The sequence below is a fragment of the Treponema primitia genome (assembly GCF_046533075.1).
In the GTDB taxonomy this organism is placed as follows: Bacteria; Spirochaetota; Spirochaetia; order Treponematales; family Breznakiellaceae; genus Termitinema; species Termitinema primitia_B.
Genome location: NZ_JAJQRB010000047.1, coordinates 48,083 through 65,497 on the forward strand (window position 1 = coordinate 48,083; position 17,415 = coordinate 65,497).

Here is a 17,415-nt window from a genome sequence, read left to right on the forward strand (position 1 = left end):
GAAATACGTGTCAATATTACAGAAAATGTAATCTAATTCTCATCTACCACTATATCAGGCCGCTTATTTTCATTTTCTATTACCGTCCATTGGTTAATAACATGGAAGGCGTTATTGTCAGGCTTGGCGTAATCAATCAGGCGAATGATGTCAGTTTTGGTCTGTCCTTTATCCTGATAGCTTACTTCTACGCCGTTTTGAAGGTAGTCCATAAAGGTCTTATTTTGCTGCACAAGGGTTCCCCGTTCAAACCGGGTTATTTTATTTGCGACTTCCTCAATGGCTTGTGAATGGGCTTTGGAATTGATACGGCTTATCTGGTCATTAAAGGCTTCCAGGTACAGGGGATTATGATAATCCCGCTCAATGTCGGGGCCGTAAAGGTGGGTGTAGCCGATGGTTTCAAGAAGGGAGATGACGGCGTTTTCATAGTTGGCTTCGTTAAATATTTATTCCTTCTTTGCCCCTCGTTCAAGCATTTCGACATCTGCTAAATCCTTTGTTATTCGCACAACGCGGACAACATTTCTCTGTAGTCGTTGTTCAACATCATAACCTCCTAGCGCGGCAACTTCTGCGGTCAATGGCCAAATAAGTCCAAGGAGCTCTGCCGGTGTTCCTTTTAAGGGTTTGTCGACTTCGTGTAATGGTTTTTTTGTCAATGTAATATGCTTTTTTATCATTTTGTTTCTTCTTATCCAAAAACCTTTAAGAAAGGCAACACATTACCCTCAGGGTTTTGCTCTTTCCTACTATTATGATCGTCTATAATAGAAAAAACAACCAAATGGAAACGATTTTTGAATTCTTCTTCACTAAATACCTGTTTAAAGAGAAGGGCAACATGGTTCGGAGGGTTGGCAAATGCCCCACAGCCGAAAGCGCTTAACACAAGGTTTTTATGGTCATGAGCCGCTGCAATTCTCAAAATAGTCCTGATTTTTTCCTTGGCTATTTCCACAAATGAATCTGCAATAAAAAATGTTCCGTCTTTCTTTTCAAGCTCAGGACGGTTTAAGGCAGGAACACTCACAAAGGAAAGGCGATAAGGTTCTGTTAATAGGGCATAGCCTGAGTTTTCCGATGCCTTAAAAACGGTAATGCCGCTGGAATATATACCACCCGTTTTGTCATCCAAGGGATAGCGATCTGTTGAGGGAAGCACCCCATACTCCTTTGCATAATCTACAAATTGGTAGAGGGAACGAAACAGATTAGTCCGTCTGAAAATATTTTCTTCCTGAGCGCCTGCTCCATTACGTACCCCGCCTCCCGGGTTATGGGCGCTTGCCATATTGAGGACACAGGGATTAAGTTCCGCTTTGAGTAGCAAAGCAGCGGTCTCAAGGCAGTCCGCTTCAATACATGAAAATTTTGTTTCATGCTTATTGCCATTTCCCTGCAACTTTGGAGGAGCTTTATAAAATTCGGTTTGATTCGGAATGGAATCGTTGTTGATTTTAATTTCTGTACTGCCAAGCTGATAGCCGCCGTTATTTACTATTTCAACAGTAGCTTTCCATATATCAACGCGAAGTTCGTGAAAACCGCTCTTTGCGTTTGACGCGGCGCGAAATGCGTTTATCCATGCAAGATGGTCAAATTGTTTATTACTCATTAGTTACCCCTTCGCACAAAAAAATAAATAAATTTCATCATGTGTTCTACAATGCTCTTAAAACATCCAAAAATGGTCTTAAGTATACCGATTCAAAATCAAATCCCCCTGCTTTTGTTGTTTCTCCAATTTTCATTCCAACAAAAATATCTGAAAATGATAATGCCGCATGAAGCTTGTTTTTATGGGGATGTTTAAACCGATTTTCTTTTTTCTGGTAATCTGAAATATATCCTTCGGTTTGTTCCACAATGGTTTGTTCTTTAAATATTTTTAGACAAAGGTTTTCCAGCGTACCGGCTTCAATAACTCCGCCGTTTTCATCTATACCGGGAAAAATCATTATGCCCGTTTTTATTGTCTGAGCTGCAATCTCAAAAGGCTTAATCTCTGTAGTAATAATACCATTTGCCTTTAGGCTGGTATTAACACTTTGAACTGCCGATATTGCAGACTTTTCAGCATCACGTGCTACGAGTATTGTTTTTACCGTATTATAATTATCAAGTTTTTGAAGAGTGTCTATATATTTCGTTAGATCTTTAATGCCACGATAGTCATGGACATCAATATTCTCAATGCCCAGAGCTGAAAGCAAATACCAAAAGAAGTACTTTGCATCTTCGCCTTCTGCCAGTAGTAATTTTTCTCTTTGAATCTTTATTGGATCGGGCATTAACGTACCTCCAATTCTGAATCTAACGCAAATTTTAATTCATCCGCATTAAACTGATGGGCTGAAACTTCATCATTTTGTTTCGCCAAACGGATATACTCAGCATCAGGAAATGATTTTTCTTTCGCCGCATCGCAGAAACCCCGTATCATTTCATAGCTATGTGTTGTGGTTATTATTTGACAATCCGTTTCCGATACAGCGTCAATAATAAATTGCCAGAATGTACTTAATAAAGAAAAATGGATTCCACTGCCTAATTCATCTATAAGCAAAATATCAGGGGTATTTGCGGCCAGAAGCAATGCGATGGTTAAGCAGCGGCAAAACCCGTCGCCCAGGAGATTTACCGGTATCTTTTTTTTATTTCCTAAATCCGCATAAATAATATCTTGCTGACCTTCCTTTATAACCTGAAAACGGGTTAAACTTGGTTCAAACCTACGCAGAAACCGAACGATTTTTTCCTGTTCGTCATTTTTCTCAAGTACACCCAACCGTTCAATATTGTCATCACTTGAAAACATTCTGGAACCTACAAAATAAGCGTGTTTCAATTTAGTTGTATCGCTTTTTTCTATTTCATAGTATAAACCGTTATGTAAAAGCGGATACGCAAGAAAATCCACGGCTTCATTTGTTTTGTGTACAAGCGAAAGCGCATGAAACCCTATCCCGCCGTTCATTGATGATGTCAATATCCCATTGTTGTTTATGGGGATAGATACTTTTGGAACATGATTATCGTGGTATGTGATGCTTAATTTATTTTTTTCTCCGCTATATTCATTTACTTCAAAAGAAATTTCATTTGAAAGAGAATAGTTATGGAAAAAAGGAGCCCAAAGATTTTCCGGATCTACCCGCACGCTTGAAAATCCTCTCCAGCCAAGTAGTTTTGTAAAAACATCAGGGGATTGTCTGTCCATATACAGGAATATGCCCTCTATAAAAGAACTTTTCCCCGCATTGTTTTTGCCGCCAATCAAATTTATTTTACCTAAATTGACATTATTGAGGTTCTTCAACCCCTTAAAATTATGAATTGAAATTGTTTTTATCATATATCCCCCAGTATGGCAATTTTATTCAAAGAATAGCTAATTATCAATAGTGAAGAAACAAAGATGGTAGCTGTAAATGGTATGTTCATGTATTTTCCTCTGGTACTGCAATCTCTCCTGATATCAATTTTGGGAGCAAGGCATCTCGGATAATTGATAGTTGTAAATTTTCATTGCAAAGATAATGGATTTCCGTATCCATCGGGTTACGGATTTTTTCATATTCTTTAATATCGACATATTCAAATTTTTCTGTTATTTCCAAATTTCGTATATTTGTTAAATCACGAATACGGATATAAGGATGGCTATTAGGCGTAGACACAAGGTTTATGCCATTTGGTAGTCTTTTCCCTCCCTTGACAATTGAAACATCTCCGAGACGAACTTCTTGCCAGTTGTGTTTCATTTATTATCCTTTGATAATGTCACCAAGAAAATGTTATAAACATCCTTAATGATATAAACCACCTTTACTCTCAAAGCCTTTTCAAAATTATCATATTGATACACATCGGGCACTTCACCCCGTTCAACTTTCATTCTCTTGGAAAACAAATTTGTAATCGACATCTTATTCCCCTCCTTCCTCTGATGTTACTCCACTTGATTTTCCTCCAAAAAGCAATGCCTTAAGAAATGCATCATTAACTAATTTTTCTTTATCCTTTTGATCCGTTATAGTGATTACATGCGATAAACCAACAGCCTTCAGTTTTTTTGATGCGGTAATCAAATCGCGTTTTTCTTTATCGGTCATCCCTTCCCCTCCACCATCTTCCCCACCCGCCCAATACTCTCCAAAAAATCCCTCTCCACCTTAGAAAGTTCCTCTTTCGTCCGCTCCCGATATTTCCCATACTCCGTAAGGGCCTTCTTTTCCGCCAATTCGTGGCTTATCTTTCCGGCATGGGAAAGAAGGGCCTTACCGCTCAGTTTCAGAAAAGAATCCAGTTTTTCTACCCAATCCTTCATATACATGGGCACGTGGCTTTCTGCCTGCATCTCCGCAAATTCAAGATACAGCATTACAATACGGTTGAGTGCATTGATTTCTTCCTTTGTTAAATAGTTTTTCGCAATCAGGGTATCTTCCGCCGCAGGTTTGCTCCCTGTCCAGGAAGTAAGACCCGCGAAGGGCTTGTCCCCATTCACCCGCTGATAGATCAGTTCCGCAGCGGTATTGCCATGTACGGCAAAATGCATTTTATTTTGTACGGTTTGGAAAAAGCGGACCGATTCGGAGGATTGGGGGTCGTAGTCAACGCTGGTGGCGTAGATATCCAAAACCTGGCGGTAAAAGACCTTCTCGCTGGAACGAATGTCGCGTATACGTGCTAAAAGTTCCTTCCAGTACGTACCACCGCCTGCCGCTTTAAGCAGGTCATCATTCAAGGCGAAGCCTTTGACGAGATATTCTTTAAGAACCTGGCTTGCCCATATTCTGAACTGGGTTCCCCGCAAAGACTTTACCCGATAGCCAACGGAAATGATTACATCAAGGTTGTAATAATCAACCTGATAGATTTTCCCATCAGCTGCAGTTGTTGCAAAATTTGCAACAACTGGCTCGCGCTGTAATTCGCTTTCCTCAAAGATATTCTTAATATGCCGGGAGATGGTCGATTTATCACGCTGGAACAGGTCTGCCATCTGGTCAAGGGACAGCCAGACGGTTTCATCCTCCATGCGGACATCTATCTTTGTCTTGCCATCCTCAGCTTGATAAATGACAATCTCTGACCCGCTCTTCATTCCTCATTCCCTTTCACCAACTCAGTCAAAACTTTCAGTACATCCGGGTATTTCTCCCATGCAGTATTTCCATGTTCATCCGTCATATATATCACCGCTTCTTCTTTGCTTCCCATACCATAATGTTCGGGCATAGTTTTAGGGAGCTTCTTTTTCTTGAGCAAAAAAGGCACAATAAACGGATTTTTTTCAACCGCCTGGGCGTATCTTTTCTGTATTTTTTTCTTATTCTCTTTTTCGATAATTCCTAATAGCAGGGCGGCAAAGGACATAGAAGCCATAAATTCACCGTGTTGAGAAACCAACTGATGGGCATCCTGAAAATCTCCGGCAATGATGAACCAATTAATAAGAATAAACCGGATACCTTGATTATCGTTGGGATTCAATTTAAGCATTTCTCGATAGGTTTCTATAGCTTCTTGTTCCTTTCCATCTTTCCAAAGACATATTCCATACTCTTGTAATCCGCGCATGAAAGGCCGGGTTTCCAATTCACCCCAGAAATAGCCGGTGGTTTCATCAAAATATTTTTTATTGTGATGTTTCTTAAAGGTATCAATAGTTTTTATAAAATATTCCCGTTTTTTATCAGGATCAGATTCTTCACACCCCAGCACATTGTACGCATCTGAACAATCAGGATCGATTTTTAGCGCCCTATGGGCAAGTTCTATCCGTTCAGCGGAATCTTCGGCATCCCATGCCTCCCATACAATATCCTGCGCTTGATCGCTTTTTCTGGAAAAATCTTTTTCAAAATTTAAGATGTTTACCATGTTATTACCGCCTTCACATATCCCACCCAATAGCCCCCAGCCGCTTCTTAATCTCCTTCTCCAGCTTGTGGCTTTCGTCAAAGTACCCCGCAAGTTCCGCTGTAAGCCGCTTCATCTTCTCATCAAAGACCTCGCCGTCTTCTTCCTGTTCGGCAAGCCCGACATAGCGGCCTGGTGTAACAATATAATCCTGTTTGGCTATTTCCGCTGTTTTTACTACCGCCGAAAATCCTTTCTCCGCCTTAAACTTGCCGTTGGCAAACTTATCAAAGGTATCCGCTATTTTGGCAATATCCGTATCAGCCATCTCCCGCAAACGGCGGGTCACCATGGTTCCCATATTCCGGGCGTCTATAAACAGGCTTTTCCCACTTTGGGCTTTTTTCTTATTGATAAACCAGAGAGCCACCGGAACGGTTGCGGTGTAAAACAGATTCGGCGGCATGGCGACAATCCCTTCAAGAAGATCATCCTCAATGATGGCCTTGCGGATTTGCCCTTCATTCCCGGATTGGCTGGAAAGGGAGCCATTCGCCAGCACCATACCGATACGACCTTTCGGGCTCAAGTGATGTATCATGTGTTGGAGCCACGCAAAGTTTGCGTTTCCCGCCGGGGGGACTCCGTATTTCCACCGCACGTCGGTTTGCAGTTTATCCCCGCCCCAATCGGAAATATTGAAAGGCGGATTTGCCAGAATAAAATCCATCTTTTTTGAAGGGTGCTGGTCATTGAAAAAGGTGTCAGCCGCCACTTCTCCAAGGTCGGCTTCAATCCCCCGTATGGCAAGGTTCATCTGACAGAGCTTCCAGGTGGTCGGGTTAGAATCCTGTCCGAAGATTGAGAGCTTGTTGATATTGCCCTGATGATTTTCTACAAACTTTGCGGACTGAACAAACATACCGCCGGAACCGCAGCAGGGGTCATATACCCGCACATCGCCAAAGGGCTTTATCACCTCAACCAATGTCCGCACTACGCAAGCGGGTGTATAAAACTCCCCAGCCAGTTTTCCCTCCTGGGCGGCAAACTGACCAAGGCAGTATTCGTAGGTTCTGCCCAATATGTCTTTCGTGTCGCCGTGGGCGGTCATCGTGATATTGGTAAAGAGGTCCACCACTTCCCCCAAGCGGCGTTTATCCAGTTCCGGACGGGCAAAGTTTTTCGGCAATACGCCTTTCAATTTGGCATTCTCTTTTTCGATTGCCACCATAGCGTCATCAATGACTTTCCCGATTTCAGGGGCGTGGGCTTTGGCGGCTATCTTCTTCCACCGGGCGGATGCCGGGACGTAGAATACATTCTTTTCGTCATAGGCGTCCCGGTCCTCCTCAAAGCCATCACCCGCTTCTTTGAGGGCCTTATACTGGTCATCAAACTTATCGGATAGGTATTTAAGGAAAATCAAGCCAAGTATGACGTGCTTGTATTCGCTTGCGTCCATACTGCCCCGCAGTTTATCAGCGGCGGCCCATATCTGCTTTTCAAACCCGATTTCAGCGGAGTTTTGTTCCGGGTTTTTCGTTTTTGCCATTCTATTTCCCTGGCTTGGATCCAATCAGAGTAAAGGTCAGCCCGCATTGGTACCGTTCCCCGCTTTCCGGGTTGGTTACCTTGTCAGAGCCATAGAAGCCGACTGATCCGGAGGAAAAGTCCTTGGGCTGGGCTATGGTTGTGGTCCATTCTTTGCCTTCACTGTCCTTGATGGTGATTTGAAGGAATCTTGGGGCTTTTGGGTCTCTTTTGGCTGGTTCAGGCATGGTTAGCCTCCTTTTTTGGGTGTTCAATTTTCTATAATAATGCCATAGGATACATTGTTTCTCAATATAAAGGTAGTCAAAATCCGTTCTTTGCTAGGAGTTTCTTCGGAAGGAGCTTAAAACATGAGTGTAAGAGCAATAAAACAGCGGATTGGGGATGTAGTGGGGATTCGGTCTCCAGTCGCGGACATCCTGTCCGCTCCTTACGACCACCTACGCCCCCTGTCGGCGCCATCCATGGCGCCTTTTCCTCCCTCTCGAAGCCGCTTACGCGGCATCTAATGAGGCGGGGGCTCCGGTTCGAATCCCCACGGTATTGGCTGAAGATTTATTATTCGGAGAGGGGGGATTCGGTCTCCAGTCGCGGACATCCTGTCCGCTCCTTACGACCTTCTAGATGCCGCGCCAGCGGCTACCCTACGTCCCCTGACGGCGCCATCCATGGCGCCTTTTCCTCCCGTTGGTCGGCGGGGACTCCGGTTCGAATCCCCACGGTATTGGTTGAAGATTTATTATTCGGAGAGGGGGGATTCGAACCCCCGACAGCCAGTTCCCAAAACTGGCGGCTTAACCACTAGCCAACCCTCCGGAGTATAACCAGTATATCGAAATACATGGGGGTGGTCAATTCCACGTTCCATGCTATAATATTGACGAGTACTACCATTAATCATACTATATTGCAAATGTGGAGGAGAAAACATGTATATACCGGACTTTCAATCGATAATGTTGCCCCTGCTGGAAATCGCCTCCGATAAAAAAAATCATGAATTTAGGGATGTGATTGAAATATTAACAAAACGATTTAAATTAACGGACGAACAAAAGCAAGAATTGTTGCCAAGCGGGAAACAACCAATATTTGAAAATAGAACTGGATGGGCAAAGACACATTTGAAAAAAGCCGGGCTATTGAATTACCCTAAACGAGGATGTATTGAAATTACTGAAAGAGGAATTTCTGTACTGGAAGAAAAACCAGAAAAAATTGATATGAAGTTCCTTAAACGATTTGATGAGTATAATGAATTTTTGAATTTAACTAATCAAAACAAAACAGAAGATGAAACAATACATGATATTGAAAACCATACGCCGGAAGAATTGATAGAAACGGCATTTCAAAATATTAAACGAACATTAGCCGATGAAATATTGGAGAAAATTAGGAATGTTACACCAACTTTTTTTGAAAGGCTGGTTGTTGATTTATTGGTAAAAATGGGGTATGGCGGTTCAATAAAAGATGCAGGGAAAGCAATAGGGAAAACTAATGATGAAGGTATTGATGGAACAATAAAAGAAGATAAATTGGGACTGGATATAATTTATATACAGGCCAAACGATGGAAAGAAGGCAATGTTGTCGGCAGGCCGGAAATTCAAAAGTTTGTTGGAGCATTAGCCGGACAGGGCGCAAAAAAGGGGATATTTATAACAGCCTCATCGTTTTCAAAAGAGGCACTGGAATATGCTCCTAAAAATGAAACAAAAATAATAATGATAGATGGTATTCAATTAGCAGAATTGATGATAGAATATAATGTTGGAGTTTCAAATCAGCAAATTTATGAAATTAAAAAAATGGATAGTGATTATTTTGGAGAAAATTAGCCTCTTCTCCAGCGCTTCACCGAGTTAAGGTACTCAATCACCCGCAGCCCATCAACCGCGCCGGACCGTGGCTGCCGGGTTGGATCGCGGTAACAGGTTACGGCGTCTTCAATCATATTGGCAAAATATCCTGTCTTTCCTTCGAAGACATCACCGGTCTTTCTTAGGGAACGGAATCCTTCGGCGTAGGGGCTTTCGGCGCTCTCCCAGACTTCAAAGATACCGTTCCCGATACGCAGCCGTCCCCGGGCGCAGGAAAATTCCAGCTCGAACACCAGGTGATCCCGTTCTGCGCCGACTTCCATGAGAAAGGATATTCGTTCCGCATCCCTTTCCAGATACCCCTCCAGCCAGGCGGTACCGGTCCGGCTGTTGAGTCTTGCCCCGCGGCGGCTATGGTGATGCAGGACTGCGCCGGTGAGGAACATGGCGGCGTCCGCCAGATGGGTGCCGTCGTGCCAGAACACGTCCAGGAGGCGCCGGGTCTTACCCATATAAAGCACAGCCCGCACGCTGAGCAGGGGGCCAAGCCGTTCTTCATCCAGGATAGCCTTGGCCTTGATGTAATCCGCGGAGTAGCGCCGTTCGTGGTTGGTTACTATGCGTGTGGGACCTTTGCGGTGCAGGGCCGCTATTTTCCGGGCTGAACGCAGGGTATCCGCCAGGGGCTTCTCGCAGACCGCCACCGGAGCCCCGTGACGGGCGGCAAGTGCGCAGTAATAGTAATGGCTTTCCGGGTGGGTGGCAATGTGGACTATCCCCGGTTTATGCTTTTCCAGCATGGCGTCGGCATCGGCGTAGACCGGGCATCCCCAGCGTTCGGCAAAGAGGCGGCGCCGGTCTTCATCGGTGTCGCAGCCCGCAGCGATGATGCAGGCGGGGTTTGCCGCAACAGCCCCGGCGTGGGTACAGGGTTTTTCGCGTAAAGCATCGTCCTCAAGGAGGCTGGCGATGCGGCCTAAACCGATGATGGCAACGGGGATTTTTTCCAAATTTTAACTCCAATTTTCCAATTTTAGCTCCGGAATTTTGGGGAAATGTTTTTCATTTTAACCAAAAAATAACTCCCGTTGCTTAGGGGGCTCATTACTGCGGTCAAGTTCAAAATCCAGGCAATGGATGACATCAAAAAATTCCCTCATTTCTTTTTTAGAACTAAACCGTTCAAGTTTAGGGCGAAGGATAATCCGATCCTTTTCCCTGGTAATATAAACTTCGCTGGTATTTACTCGAAATTCCTTGGGTAAACGAATTGCCTGAGACCGTCCGTTCATAAATACCTTAGCTGTGGTTAATCCCATACCCACCCCCTATCAATGGTATTACAAATAATATATACCATCGGCAGCTTCTACTCAAACCTTCGCCTTGAGTAGCCCCTCTGGTAGTTAATTCAGTTAAGGATTTAGGGTCTCTTTGACACAGTCATTTATGGCGGTATTCAGGCGGTTCATCAAATCCAGTCGGAGCCGTTTGGGCAGCTTAATCAACAAATCATCGGCGCTCTCCAAGTTACCGTACTTGTCCCCTGATTCGTCCATGAAGAAACGGTAGGGTTCCACTTCCAGGGCTTGGCCTATTTTTTCAATCAAATTGATGGAAGGAAATCGTATCCCCATCTCGATTTGGCCGATATAACTGACGTCAGTTTCGCACAATTCAGCCAATTTCATCTGGGAAATTCCCTCGATTTTTCTGATTTTTTTTAAATTTTGAACAAAATTTTGTTTTAATCCCATAATTGTATGCTAATTGCTAATAAACTATCTTGACAATTATCATTTTGCAATATAATATGTTATGAAATTATTAGCATTTTGTTAATAAATCTCGATAAAGTCGGTAAAACTGAGGATAGCCTGATGAAGAAAAAGATGTTCATTTTAAGCTTGCTGATTATGTGGATAGCAGGATTTAAGATTTCCTTAGTTCATGCTCAGGATAGTTGGCTTTATATTGGAACAAGGCTTGGCGGGTCCATGCATTCCTATGAACCTGGTGGTTATTTTGGGAATGATGGTATTTCATTAGAAGATGCCGGGGTTTTTGATATTGCGTTACAGGTTTCGTTCCAACCCATAGATTTTTTTGCAATTCAAACGGAACTTTTGTTTACAAAGGATCATACGAGTGTCACTGATACCGGTTATATACTAAGCGGTGGATACTATTACAATGTAAGAATTACTGAAACATTTGATATGAGCATATTAACTATACCTGTTTTGGCAAAATTTATTTATGAACCGGGTAAATTTTATATTTCTGGTCTTGCGGGAATATATTTTAATATTCCTTTGGATAAAGCTAAATTGACCGCTGATATTACTTTTATAGATTATAATTATTCTGCTTCCGATTCGGAAAATTTTAGTTTTCAAACTTCTCCTGGATTTATGATTGGCGGAATATTTGGAGTAAAATTTGGCCCGGGTGTTTTATTTACAGATATAAGATATGCCGCGGATTTTAACGATACAAAAATTGAATTTGATGAGCAAACAAGTTCGGTATTTAAAAGAAACGCATTACATTTTTCCCTTGGATATGAAATTGGAATAATCAAAAAATAAAAAGGGAATGGGTATAATCATATTGCTCAATTCGTTTATTGAAGAAATAGTTCCCTCACTTCGCTCCGCCTGCCAGTACCGGCGCTTCTATTTCCTCATTCCGCACAAGCTTTAGTTTCGTAGTATTTTTTACCAGCTTTTTATCGTGCCGGCTGTTCAGGAGAGAATACATCACCGGGGTTACGAAAAGGGTCATGAGGGAACTTACCATGAGGCCGCCCACAAAGGTTTTGCCGATGGGCTGGATGGTGTCCGCGCCGGCGCCGGGGAAGAAGGCGATGGGGAACATACCCAGGATGGTGGTGAGGCTGGTCATGAGGATGGGGCGGAGGCGGTTGTGGCCCGCTTCAAGGCAGGCTTCGCGGACCTTCATACCCCGGGCGCGGAGGGTGTTGGTACAGTCTACCAGCACGATGCCGTTGTTTACCACCACCCCCACCAGGGCGATGATGCCCACCGCAGAGAACATGGACATAGCCTCACCGGTGATCTTAAATATCCAAATAACCCCGATGAGGAGCAGCGGTATCGAAAAAAAGATGATCAATGGATCGACGAAAGATTCAAACTGGCTTGCCATAACCCCAAAAACCAGAAATACTGCGGCAGCAATAATAAAGATAAACTTACCGTAATAGGCGGCAATTTCCTGGGCTTCGCCAAGGTAACGCACCGTTACTTCCTCCCGGGGTACCAGATACTGCTTTATCGTGCTTTCCAGGCGGCGCTGCATATCCGTGGCAGCTATACCCGGGGGAAGATCCCCGGTGATACGGATTACCCGTTCCTGTTTTTCGCGGCGTATGGAGGAGGGAGCCCTGCCTTCTACGACGGAGGCAATATTGGAGAGGGGGATAGGGTAGCCGCTGCGGCTTGTTACAAATACTGCGTCCAGGTTGGGCATACCTATCCGATCCTCGTCCCGGAGCATCACTCTGATGTCCAGGAGCCGGTCCCCACGGCTGAAGGTGGTAACCGCGCTGCCGTCCATGGCGGTGCGTATCTCCGAGGCGATGGACGAAAGGGAGAGGCCGAAGCTCGACGCCCGGTCCCGGTCAACCTCAATGCGCAGCTGGGGCGCCCCCTCATCAATATTTACTGTGGGGTTCTCGATGTCCGGCAGATACCGCGTTATGATTCCCTGGATTTCACCGGCGGTTTCCATGATGGCGTTGTAGTCCCTGGAACTTACCGCTATTTCCACCGCCTGGGTATTCCCCATGGCACGCCCTGCCCGGAAACTGATCTGAGCGCCGGGAACAGTGTTGGTGTAGGGAGTGAGCTTGCGAATCACCGCCGCCGGGGTATCGATCTGCAGCGCCGGTTCCGGTAGGGTAATCTGGACGCTGCCCTGGTTGGTTCCGCTCCGCCGGACTGTAAGGATGATGTTTCGATAGCCCTGGACCTGTTCCTTGATCAGCTCTTCCAGGGTAAAGAGAGTTTCCTCGGTAACATCCATGGCTGTACCCTGGGGCATAGAAACGTTGAGGGTTACGTTATCGTCGGTCCGGGTACGGATATACATATTCATCCCTATGCCGCTGAACTGCATCAGGGAAAAGGTCAGGATGAGGAGTACCAGGGCCAGTATCAGGATGCGGTGGGAGAGGCAGTAGTCTAAAGCGTTCCGGTATTTTTTTTCCATACCCTTGAAAAAGTTTTCCATAACGTCGTCTATGCGTCTGAGCACGGGATTTTTCAGGGGCTTTTGTTTGCGGGTGTTTAATTTAAGAATGGAACCGCAGAGGCTGGGCACCAGGGTTACTGCCACTGCCAGCGAACAGATCAGGGAGATTACCACCGTAAAAATCAGATCGTTGAAGAGCTGTCCCATTTCCTTAAGATCATTTTTATAGATGATCAGGGGGATGAACACACAAATAGTGGTGGCGGTTGAAGCCATGATGGCCCGCAGCATTTCCCGGCTCCCCAGGATAGCGGCGATATCCGCCTTAGCACCCCGTTCCCGGTAGGTGTGGATGTTTTCCAGTATCACAATAGAGGCGTCCATGGTCATGCCCATACCCATGATGAGGCCGGTCATGGTGAGGAGGTTCAGGGTAAAGCCGAATACCGCCATGAACATGATGGTAAGCAATATAGAGATGGGGATGGAAAGGCCGATGATTATGGTCCCCTTAATGTTACGGAGGAACAGGAACAGTAAGAGCATGGATAATATTGCGCCCTGGAGAGCGTTGCTGTACACCTGGTTCATGGTGGCTCTTATCATGGTGGTATTATCTGAAAGCACGTCCAGGGTGATGCCTCTGGGCAGGGTTGTGTTGATCTCCGTTAAAGCGGTCAGTACCCGATCGGCTACCTGCACCTGGTTACTGTCGCTTTCGCTGGTAACCTGGATGTAGACCCCGCTCTGGCCGTTTACGTAGACCCGGGCGGCATTATCGTTGTAACCCAGGCTTACATTGGCGATATCCTCCAGGCGTACTACCTGGGACCGGTTGGAGGCAGCTGCGGCGCCTCCGCTTACGTTTACTGTTTTGACCGCCAGCCGCCTGATCTGATCCAGGCTGACCAGTTCCTCCTGGGTCATGATCTGGTATTCCCTGGTTCCCCGGCGCAGGTTTCCCCCGGATGAGAGGATGCTCTGTCCGCGAAGGGAACTTGAGACATCGTTCAGGGTAAGGTTGAAAGCCGCCAGCCGGTTCAGGGATACTGCAACCTTGACGATTTGGGTAGTGCCCCCGGTAACCTCCGCAGCGGCAACCCCGTCGACCCGTTCAATGCTGGCCTGGATCTCGTCCTCGGCGAAAATACGCAGTTGATCCGGGGGGTAGTTACCCCGAACCACCAGGCGCATGATAGGCATGGCGCTCATGTCGAAACGCCGTACCGTGGGGGTTTCCACGCCGTCCGGGAGGGAGTTGACCAGCCGATTCAGCAGGGTTTGTGCGTCTGTCATGGCCTTGTCCATGTCGGTACCGTAGGCAAACTCCAGATTGATAAAACTGGACTCAAACTGTGAATTGGAGGTGATATTGGTAAGGCCCCGGGAGGCGGTAAGGGCCCGCTCAAGCCGCTCAGTAACATTGCGCTCCACGTCCGTAGGTCCCGCCCCGGGGAAACGGGTAAAGACTGAAAGTACCGGTCTGGCCGTTGATGGATAGAGGTCCACCGCAAGATTGGGGATCAGGGTGGCCGCTATGCCCAGGGCAAGCGCGTACAGTATTACTATCGTTACCGGCCGTTTGACCGAGTATACGGATATATTCATCTTTCCTCCCTAATCCACAACCCGGACCAGATCACCATCGGAGAGAAAATTCTGCCCCGCGCTTACTACCAGTTCCCCGTTCTCAATTCCCCCGGTAACTTCCACAAGCTCCTCGCTTTCAAGGCCCAGGCTTATGACCCGCCTTTCGGCGATATTATTTTTGTTCACCACAAACACTATCCAGGACCCATAGGTATTTATCACCGAGCCCCGGGGAATGACCGGAATGTTGGTATGGGAGTTGGTAACCAGGTTGACGGTGGCAAACATCCCCGCCCTGATCCGCGGATCAATGCGGCCCTGAAACCGGAGGCGTATCCGCAGGGTCCGGCTTGCGGGGTCAAGCACAGGGCTTATCTCACTGATCACCGCGTCAAAGCGTTCCCCGGGCATAGCTTCGAAGCTGACTTGTGCGTTAAGGTTCATCCGTACTGCAGTGGAGAAGCGCTCGGGCACGAAGGTTTCTACAATAAGGCTCTCGAGGTTCCCCACCACATAGACGGCGGTCCCGGTGGTAACCGTGTCCCCGGGACTTACCGGCGCCTGAAGTACCGTCCCACTGATAGTACTGGTAACAGGACTGTGGGAATACACTTCCCCGGGTCGTGAGGGGTCCACCATGGCTACGGTTTGCCCCTGGGATACTCGATCCCCTACCTGGAGCCGCATCTCGATGACTTTCCCTGCCATGGTGGGAAAGATGGAAACCAGGGTCCGGGTGAGGACATCACCGTTGATTACCACACTGTTTTCTATAGTACCCAGGACTACCGGGGTTGCTCGTATTACTGTGGCGTTTCGGCTGCCTGCTTGACCGCCTCCGGCCTGAACGCCGCCGCCCGCCGCCGGTCTACCACTGCCTGACCCTGCGCTGCTTTTCGGGCCGCCTATGCCTAAGTAGGACGTGACGATGATTCCCGCAAAAACCAGAATGAGGACAACAATGATGAGAGTTATCCATTTTGAAGATCTGTTTTTATTCTTATTCACGGCGTACTCCTGACTAAATCGTCCTCATCAACGTTAAGGGCGGATGAGAGCTCCAACATCATTTTTTTATAGGCTAAGCGGTCATCCAAAAGCTGCTGCCGGGCCTTGGTCATCTCATTCCGGTTATCTTCCAGAACCAGGGATTCCACGGCGCCGTTCCGAAAACCCTGCTCGGTCAGCTGATAGGTCCGTTCCGCCAACTGTACCCTGAGCCGGGATATCTCGATGTTCCCCCAGGAATTTTTGAGGTTCGTGGAAAGGGATCGGATCGCCGTTATAGCTTCATTTTCGGTATTTTTCAGATCCAGGCGCGCCTTTTCAATATCCGTGTGGGCGGTCCTGATAGTTTGGTTAGCCTTTGTTCCGGGTATCCGGCTTTCAAGGGGGATATTCAGGGTAAGACTGCCGCTCAGTCTGTCGGAAAAATTTCCGCCCATGTCCACGCCCGAGGAATCGCCCTGCCATCGCCCTGCCAGGCTGAGGGATGGGGCGCGGCCATTCCTGGTTTTCTGCAGTTCCACAAGTTCGAGCCGCTCAATCTCCTGACGCGCTCTGATAATGTCCGGCCGGGAGGGGAGATGTTTCCGGATCAGATCCTCCGTTTCCGCTTCAAGCCGGCTGATGGTTATTTCACCTTCCGGAATCACCGGGGTATTCTGATCCAATCCCAGGAGGACGAGGAATTTCCCCAGATTATCCGCATAGCTTGCCTCGGCCCTGCTCAAATCCAAGTGAGCGGTTTCCGCACTGAGCTGGCTTTGCAGGTACCCAAGTTCCCCAATCATGCCGTTCTGAAAACTGGTACGGCTTTTTTCCAGTTGCTGTTCCGCCAGTTTCCTGGTCCCCTCCAGGAGGGAAAGTTTTTCCTTTTCGGCGATCAGGGAATAAAAGGTCCCGCTGATCCCTATCCCCAGGACCCGCCGGGCATTTTCGTAACCCAATAAACTAGTTTGATAATCTAGCTTGGTGATCCGCATCGCCGGGGAGAGGGTGGAGTTAAGCTGGAAGGAAAACCCCATGGATGCGGTATAGTTCAGGTTATCCGAGGAGCCCCGGAAGCCGTCACCGCTGAAAAGGGGGGTTCCGTAGCTCAGCCCCAGGCTGGTACTGATACCGGGGAAGAGCTCCGACCACAAACGGTTTGCCGCATATTCGGCGTTGCTAAGGTCGATAAACCGTTTCTGCAGATCGATGCTATTCTCCAGGGCTAATTCCACGGCCCGGTCCAGGGTAAGGACTATGGGCGGAGGCGATTCCTGGGATGAAACCGGAGAAGCGGAAATTAACAGAAAAAATGCTAAAAATCCGCAAGAGGAGACTGATTTCACCTATTACTCCATTATAAAAC

General features: G+C 46.6%; 20 protein-coding genes and 1 tRNA gene. 2 read left to right on the forward strand and 19 right to left on the reverse strand.

Going from position 1 to position 17,415, the window contains the following annotated elements:
* Positions 1-32: 32 nt before the first annotated feature.
* The 13 genes from LQZ19_RS09875 to LQZ19_RS09935 all read right to left on the reverse strand — a co-directional run bounded on the left by LQZ19_RS09875 (position 33) and on the right by LQZ19_RS09935 (position 8,241).
* On the reverse strand, positions 33-449 hold the full coding sequence (locus tag LQZ19_RS09875; protein WP_411047539.1) for a type I restriction endonuclease: 417 nt from the start codon (positions 447-449) through the stop codon (positions 33-35).
* The gene (locus LQZ19_RS09880) at positions 450-683 is read right to left on the reverse strand and encodes a hypothetical protein (RefSeq protein ID WP_411047503.1); all 234 of its coding nucleotides are present in this window, start codon (positions 681-683) and stop codon (positions 450-452) included.
* A gap of 11 nt (positions 684-694) precedes the next feature.
* Positions 695-1,618, reverse strand: a complete 924-nt coding sequence (locus LQZ19_RS09885) for a TIGR02452 family protein (protein ID WP_411047504.1) — start codon at positions 1,616-1,618, stop codon at positions 695-697.
* Between the two features lie 46 nt (positions 1,619-1,664).
* A complete protein-coding gene (locus LQZ19_RS09890; protein WP_411047505.1) occupies positions 1,665-2,294 on the reverse strand; it encodes a DUF3226 domain-containing protein in 630 nt (209 codons plus the stop codon).
* Positions 2,294-3,358, reverse strand: a complete 1,065-nt coding sequence (locus LQZ19_RS09895) for an AAA family ATPase (RefSeq protein ID WP_411047506.1) — start codon at positions 3,356-3,358, stop codon at positions 2,294-2,296. The genes LQZ19_RS09890 and LQZ19_RS09895 overlap by 1 nt, the downstream gene beginning before the upstream one ends.
* Before the next feature lie 85 nt (positions 3,359-3,443).
* Positions 3,444-3,767 (reverse strand): restriction endonuclease subunit S domain-containing protein, encoded by a 324-nt coding sequence (locus LQZ19_RS09900; RefSeq protein WP_411047507.1) that lies wholly within the window; start codon positions 3,765-3,767, stop codon positions 3,444-3,446.
* Positions 3,764-3,931, reverse strand: coding sequence for a hypothetical protein (locus LQZ19_RS09905; RefSeq protein ID WP_411047508.1), 168 nt, complete (start codon positions 3,929-3,931; stop codon positions 3,764-3,766). Before LQZ19_RS09905 ends, LQZ19_RS09900 begins: the two co-directional genes overlap by 4 nt.
* A gap of 1 nt (position 3,932) precedes the next feature.
* Positions 3,933-4,118, reverse strand: coding sequence for a hypothetical protein (locus LQZ19_RS09910; RefSeq protein WP_411047509.1), 186 nt, complete (start codon positions 4,116-4,118; stop codon positions 3,933-3,935).
* Complete coding sequence (locus LQZ19_RS09915) at positions 4,115-5,113, reverse strand: virulence RhuM family protein (protein ID WP_411047510.1); 999 nt, start codon at positions 5,111-5,113, stop codon at positions 4,115-4,117. The genes LQZ19_RS09910 and LQZ19_RS09915 overlap by 4 nt, the downstream gene beginning before the upstream one ends.
* Positions 5,110-5,892 (reverse strand): hypothetical protein, encoded by a 783-nt coding sequence (locus tag LQZ19_RS09920; RefSeq protein ID WP_411047511.1) that lies wholly within the window; start codon positions 5,890-5,892, stop codon positions 5,110-5,112. Before LQZ19_RS09920 ends, LQZ19_RS09915 begins: the two co-directional genes overlap by 4 nt.
* Before the next feature lie 13 nt (positions 5,893-5,905).
* Positions 5,906-7,426 (reverse strand): type I restriction-modification system subunit M, encoded by a 1,521-nt coding sequence (locus LQZ19_RS09925; RefSeq protein ID WP_411047512.1) that lies wholly within the window; start codon positions 7,424-7,426, stop codon positions 5,906-5,908.
* A gap of 1 nt (position 7,427) precedes the next feature.
* Positions 7,428-7,652, reverse strand: a complete 225-nt coding sequence (locus LQZ19_RS09930; RefSeq protein WP_010254607.1) for a hypothetical protein — start codon at positions 7,650-7,652, stop codon at positions 7,428-7,430.
* A 516-nt stretch (positions 7,653-8,168) separates the two neighbouring features.
* Positions 8,169-8,241: transfer RNA gene (locus LQZ19_RS09935), tRNA-Pro, on the reverse strand.
* Between the two features lie 113 nt (positions 8,242-8,354).
* On the opposite strand from LQZ19_RS09935, the gene LQZ19_RS09940 reads away from it, so the two are divergent.
* Complete coding sequence (locus LQZ19_RS09940; RefSeq protein ID WP_411047513.1) at positions 8,355-9,269, forward strand: restriction endonuclease; 915 nt, start codon at positions 8,355-8,357, stop codon at positions 9,267-9,269.
* Here the strand turns inward: LQZ19_RS09940 and LQZ19_RS09945 are convergent.
* From LQZ19_RS09945 to LQZ19_RS09955, 3 genes are all read right to left on the reverse strand, one after another.
* A complete protein-coding gene (locus LQZ19_RS09945) occupies positions 9,266-10,261 on the reverse strand; it encodes a Gfo/Idh/MocA family protein (protein ID WP_411047514.1) in 996 nt (331 codons plus the stop codon). The two genes, LQZ19_RS09940 and LQZ19_RS09945, sit on opposite strands and share 4 nt — an antisense overlap.
* Positions 10,262-10,318: 57 nt before the next feature.
* Positions 10,319-10,570 carry an antitoxin gene (locus tag LQZ19_RS09950; RefSeq protein WP_411047515.1) on the reverse strand — a complete coding sequence of 84 codons (252 nt, stop codon included), beginning with the start codon at positions 10,568-10,570 and terminating at the stop codon, positions 10,319-10,321.
* 96 nt (positions 10,571-10,666) lie between these two features.
* On the reverse strand, positions 10,667-11,008 hold the full coding sequence (locus tag LQZ19_RS09955) for a helix-turn-helix domain-containing protein (RefSeq protein ID WP_411047516.1): 342 nt from the start codon (positions 11,006-11,008) through the stop codon (positions 10,667-10,669).
* A gap of 123 nt (positions 11,009-11,131) precedes the next feature.
* Here LQZ19_RS09955 and LQZ19_RS09960 point away from each other — a divergent pair, with 123 nt between their 5' ends.
* Positions 11,132-11,842 (forward strand): outer membrane beta-barrel protein, encoded by a 711-nt coding sequence (locus tag LQZ19_RS09960; protein ID WP_411047517.1) that lies wholly within the window; start codon positions 11,132-11,134, stop codon positions 11,840-11,842.
* Positions 11,843-11,897: 55 nt separating this feature from the next.
* On the opposite strand, the gene LQZ19_RS09965 is transcribed toward LQZ19_RS09960, so the two are convergent.
* From LQZ19_RS09965 to LQZ19_RS09975, 3 genes are read right to left on the reverse strand one after another with little or no spacing between them, the layout of a single operon-like run.
* A complete protein-coding gene (locus tag LQZ19_RS09965; protein WP_411047518.1) occupies positions 11,898-15,077 on the reverse strand; it encodes an efflux RND transporter permease subunit in 3,180 nt (1,059 codons plus the stop codon).
* A 9-nt stretch (positions 15,078-15,086) separates the two neighbouring features.
* Positions 15,087-16,067, reverse strand: a complete 981-nt coding sequence (locus LQZ19_RS09970) for an efflux RND transporter periplasmic adaptor subunit (RefSeq protein ID WP_411047519.1) — start codon at positions 16,065-16,067, stop codon at positions 15,087-15,089.
* The gene (locus tag LQZ19_RS09975) at positions 16,064-17,395 is read right to left on the reverse strand and encodes a TolC family protein (RefSeq protein WP_411047520.1); all 1,332 of its coding nucleotides are present in this window, start codon (positions 17,393-17,395) and stop codon (positions 16,064-16,066) included. Before LQZ19_RS09975 ends, LQZ19_RS09970 begins: the two co-directional genes overlap by 4 nt.
* Positions 17,396-17,415 lie beyond the last annotated feature (20 nt).

What these genes read in the sequence shown, in the direction of transcription:
- LQZ19_RS09880 (WP_411047503.1), bottom strand. Translation starts at nt 683, where the DNA reads ATGATAAAAAAGCATATTACATTGACAAAAAAACCATTACACGAAGTC.
- LQZ19_RS09885 (WP_411047504.1), bottom strand. Translation starts at nt 1,618, where the DNA reads ATGAGTAATAAACAATTTGACCATCTTGCATGGATAAACGCATTTCGC.
- LQZ19_RS09890 (WP_411047505.1), bottom strand. Translation starts at nt 2,294, where the DNA reads ATGCCCGATCCAATAAAGATTCAAAGAGAAAAATTACTACTGGCAGAA.
- LQZ19_RS09895 (WP_411047506.1), bottom strand. Translation starts at nt 3,358, where the DNA reads ATGATAAAAACAATTTCAATTCATAATTTTAAGGGGTTGAAGAACCTC.
- LQZ19_RS09900 (WP_411047507.1), bottom strand. Translation starts at nt 3,767, where the DNA reads ATGAAACACAACTGGCAAGAAGTTCGTCTCGGAGATGTTTCAATTGTC.
- LQZ19_RS09905 (WP_411047508.1), bottom strand. Translation starts at nt 3,931, where the DNA reads ATGTCGATTACAAATTTGTTTTCCAAGAGAATGAAAGTTGAACGGGGT.
- LQZ19_RS09910 (WP_411047509.1), bottom strand. Translation starts at nt 4,118, where the DNA reads ATGACCGATAAAGAAAAACGCGATTTGATTACCGCATCAAAAAAACTG.
- LQZ19_RS09915 (WP_411047510.1), bottom strand. Translation starts at nt 5,113, where the DNA reads ATGAAGAGCGGGTCAGAGATTGTCATTTATCAAGCTGAGGATGGCAAG.
- LQZ19_RS09920 (WP_411047511.1), bottom strand. Translation starts at nt 5,892, where the DNA reads ATGGTAAACATCTTAAATTTTGAAAAAGATTTTTCCAGAAAAAGCGAT.
- LQZ19_RS09925 (WP_411047512.1), bottom strand. Translation starts at nt 7,426, where the DNA reads ATGGCAAAAACGAAAAACCCGGAACAAAACTCCGCTGAAATCGGGTTT.
- LQZ19_RS09930 (WP_010254607.1), bottom strand. Translation starts at nt 7,652, where the DNA reads ATGCCTGAACCAGCCAAAAGAGACCCAAAAGCCCCAAGATTCCTTCAA.
- LQZ19_RS09940 (WP_411047513.1), top strand. Translation starts at nt 8,355, where the DNA reads ATGTATATACCGGACTTTCAATCGATAATGTTGCCCCTGCTGGAAATC.
- LQZ19_RS09950 (WP_411047515.1), bottom strand. Translation starts at nt 10,570, where the DNA reads ATGGGATTAACCACAGCTAAGGTATTTATGAACGGACGGTCTCAGGCA.
- LQZ19_RS09955 (WP_411047516.1), bottom strand. Translation starts at nt 11,008, where the DNA reads ATGGGATTAAAACAAAATTTTGTTCAAAATTTAAAAAAAATCAGAAAA.
- LQZ19_RS09960 (WP_411047517.1), top strand. Translation starts at nt 11,132, where the DNA reads ATGAAGAAAAAGATGTTCATTTTAAGCTTGCTGATTATGTGGATAGCA.
- LQZ19_RS09965 (WP_411047518.1), bottom strand. Translation starts at nt 15,077, where the DNA reads ATGAATATATCCGTATACTCGGTCAAACGGCCGGTAACGATAGTAATA.